Here is a 3454-nt window from a genome sequence, read left to right on the forward strand (position 1 = left end):
CGCTCGGAGCGTGCCCGCGGGCGGCGCCAACGCGCTGGCGCGGCTGTGCCGCGACGAGCGTGCCCGCCTCCCAGCGGTAGGCCGTAAAGGTGGTGGTGTCCGTGGTGGCGACGGCGATCATGTCCTGGTCCTTGTCTCGGGTCGGATTGTCCGGCAACAAGATTCACTTTCTCGGCCGATCCTGTGGCAACCCTGTGGACTGCGCGTGTGCCTGCTGCGAAGAGCCGAGAAACTTCCTGGGTGGCCGGCCGGGTCTCGCAGGGGTGTGCTAGACACAGAGGCATGGCTGATACCGCATTCAAAGGCACCCCTGTCCACACCGTCGGCGACCTGCCCGGGGTCGGCGCCCCCGCCCCCGATTTCGCCTTGACCGGCACCGACCTCGGCGATGTCACGCTCGCCGGGCTGGCCGGCCGGCGCGTCGTGCTCAACATCTTCCCGAGCGTCGACACCGGCGTCTGCGCCGCCAGCGTGCGCAAGTTCAACGAGCTCGCCGCTGGCCTCGACAACACCACCGTGGTCTGCGCCTCGGCCGACCTGCCCTTCGCGCTGGGCCGCTTCTGCGGGGCCGAGGGCATCGAAAACGTCACTGCCGCATCGAGTTTCCGCAGCGACTTCGGCGACGCCTATGGCGTGACCATGTCCGACGGGCCGTTGCGCGGGCTGCTTGCCCGGTCGGTCGTCGTGGTCGGCGCGGATGGCACGGTCGCCTACACCGAGGTGGTTCCCGAGATCACCACCGAGCCCGACTACGACGCCGCCATCGCGGCGCTGCGATGAGCTTGCCCCGCTGAGTTCGCTGAGTTCGAAGGAGGACGCCATGACCGTGGCCGACGATGTCCTACGAATGCGTCACCACGCTCTGGCGGACCTCGTGCACCGCAGCGCCGCGCGGTATGCCCACAAGCTCGCGGTTAGCGACGGCGACATCGCCTTGACGTATGCCGAGTTCGAGACCCGCGTCGAGGCGGCAGCCGCCGCCTTGGCCGGGCTCCGCCTGAGGCACGGCGACCGGTTGGCTCTGGTTTCCCGCAACAGCTGGCAGTTCGCGGTGCTCAACTTCGCCACGGCGCGGCTGGGCCTGGTGCTGGTGCCGATCAATTTCATGCTCGGTGCGGGGGAGATCGCGTTCATCCTCGACCACAGCGGCGCGCGCGCCTTCGTGGCGCAGGCCGGCTTCCTGCCGGTGGCGCGGGAGGCGATCGCGCGCGCCGAGCGGGGCAGCGTGGAAATCACCGCGGTCATACCGGGACGCGATGGTGCGGCCGAGGGTGCGGGGGACGGCTGGATCGACGCGGGCGCGTGGTTCTCCGGGACGGCGCGGGCACCCGAAGTCGTTGTGGCTGACGACGATCCGATCCGGCTGATGTATACATCCGGCACCGAATCACGCCCCAAGGGCGTGCTTCACTCGAGCCGGTCACTGCTGTGGCAGTACGTCAGTTGCATCGCCGACGGCGGCATGGATCGCGACGATGTCGAACTGCACACCCTGCCCCTCTATCACTGCGCCCAACTGGACTGCTTCCTCGGCCCGGACATCTATCTCGGGGCCAGCAGTGTGCTCCTGCCGGCGCCGGACCCGGCGGCGATCCTCGCCACCATCGAGCGTGCGGGCGTGACGAAGTACTTCGCCCCGCCGACGGTGTGGATCGGGTTGTTGCGTCACCCCGGCTTCGACGGCGCGGACCTGTCATCGCTGCGCAAGGGCTACTACGGCGCCTCGCCGATGCCCGTCGAGGTGCTCAAGGAGTTGCAGGACCGACTGCCCGAGGTCTCCTTCTGGAACTTCTACGGACAGACCGAAATGGCGCCGCTGGCAACGATCCTGCGCCCGAACGAGCAGCTCGCGCATGCCGGTTCGGCCGGCCGCGCGTCGTTGAACGTCGAGACGATCGTCGTCGACGACGCCGACCAGCGCGTTGCTCCGGGCGTCGTCGGGGAGATCGTGCATCGCAGCCCGCACGCGACCCTTGGCTACTACAACGACCCGGACAAGACCGCCGAGGCGTTCCGCGGCGGCTGGTTCCACTCCGGCGACCTGGGCTACCTCGATGACGACGGGCACCTCCATGTCGTCGACCGCAAGAAGGACATGATCAAATCGGGCGGTGAGAATGTCGCCTCCCGCGAGGTGGAGGAGGCCATCTACCTGCTCGACGGCGTGGCTGAGGTCGCGGTCTTCGGCATTCCCCATCCGCTCTGGGTGGAGTCGGTGACCGCGGTGGTCGTGCCCAAGGCGGGGGCCGACTTGACCGAGGAGGCGGTCATCGCGCATACGCGCTCCGTGCTGGCCGGGTTCAAGACACCGAAGCACGTCGTTTTCGCCGACGCCCTCCCCAAGAATCCGAGCGGCAAGATCCTCAAGCGCGATCTGCGCCAGGAGCACGCCGGACTGGGCGCCGGCGACTGAGGCCGGATGCGGTGTCAGACCCGGTGGGCGACCACGGCCACCTCGTGGTGGTCGGTCTGCGGGAACATGTCGAACAGCCGCGCTTGACTCACCCGCCAGCTGGTGAGTGCAGCGAGATCGCGCGCGAGGGTCGCGGGGTTGCAACTGGAATAGATCAGGGTTGTGGCCGGCGCGTCGTCCAGCCGGGCGAGCAGATCGGGATCCAGGCCGCGGCGGGGCGGGTTGACGATGACCACGTCGGGCGGAGCCGGCAGCGTGTCCGCGGCGTGCGCGGCATCACCGATGGCAAAGGTGAGGGCCGGTGGCGTCAGCCCGAGTTCGGCGCTCGTGCGACGCGCGGAGGCGATTGCGCCGGGGGCGATCTCGACACCGCCCACGCGTCGGCCCGGTGCGACGGCGGCGAAGGCGAAGCCGCCGACGCCGCAATAGAGGTCCCAGACGGTCGTCGGGTCGGCCGCGTCGATCCAGGCCTGGGCCTGCGAATAGAGGGCAGCCGCAACCGTGCTGTTGGTTTGGAAGAAGCCGTCCGGGCGCAGATAGAGCGGGGCCGGGCCGACCGTCATACGCAGTGAATCTTCCTGCGTGAGCACGATTTCGCGGTCACCTTCGATGATGGCCGCCGGTTTGGGCTGGATGTTGAGCGAGACGACTCGAGCTTGGGGGAGGGCCGCGAGCAGACGGGGCAGCCGGCTGCGCATGAGCGCCTCGTGGTGGGTACTGCGCAGAACGAAGCGGATCATCAGCTCACCGCTCGGCGCGGCGGTGACGACCACATGCTTGAGCTCACCGTGGCGGGTGGGCACGGCATACGGGATCAGGCCGATGGTGTCGACGAAGTCGGCGAGGTGGGGGAGTGCGGCGACGATCGCGGCCTCGTGCAGGCCGCAGCCACGCAGATCGACGCCTGCGCCGCCGGGGCCGAGGATGCCCAGCGTCACGTGGCCAGGGACGCCACCGGCGACGAGCTTGGCCTTGTTGCGGAACCCCTGCTCCGGTCCGGTGACGGCGGGCAGCCAGCGGGCGTCCGGGGCCGCGGGGGCG

3 protein-coding genes are annotated in these 3454 nt (G+C 69.3%); 2 read left to right on the forward strand and 1 reads right to left on the reverse strand.

Annotated elements, in window-relative coordinates:
• Window positions 1-282: 282 nt before the first annotated feature.
• Window positions 283-780, forward strand: coding sequence for a thiol peroxidase (gene tpx, locus PKH97_RS15095; RefSeq protein ID WP_324388411.1), 498 nt, complete (start codon window positions 283-285; stop codon window positions 778-780).
• A gap of 40 nt (window positions 781-820) precedes the next feature.
• Complete coding sequence (locus tag PKH97_RS15100; RefSeq protein WP_324388412.1) at window positions 821-2413, forward strand: fatty acyl-CoA synthetase; 1593 nt, start codon at window positions 821-823, stop codon at window positions 2411-2413.
• 14 nt (window positions 2414-2427) lie between these two features.
• Here the strand turns inward: PKH97_RS15100 and PKH97_RS15105 are convergent.
• A partial coding sequence (locus PKH97_RS15105; protein WP_324388413.1) for a methyltransferase domain-containing protein occupies window positions 2428-3454 on the reverse strand: 1027 nt, incomplete at its 5' end.

Origin of the sequence: Nostocoides sp. (assembly GCF_035343835.1) — a bacterium.
Taxonomy (GTDB): Bacteria; Actinomycetota; Actinomycetes; order Actinomycetales; family Dermatophilaceae; genus Nostocoides_A; species Nostocoides_A vanveenii.

What these genes read in the sequence shown, in the direction of transcription:
- tpx (WP_324388411.1), top strand. Translation starts at nt 283, where the DNA reads ATGGCTGATACCGCATTCAAAGGCACCCCTGTCCACACCGTCGGCGAC.
- PKH97_RS15100 (WP_324388412.1), top strand. Translation starts at nt 821, where the DNA reads ATGACCGTGGCCGACGATGTCCTACGAATGCGTCACCACGCTCTGGCG.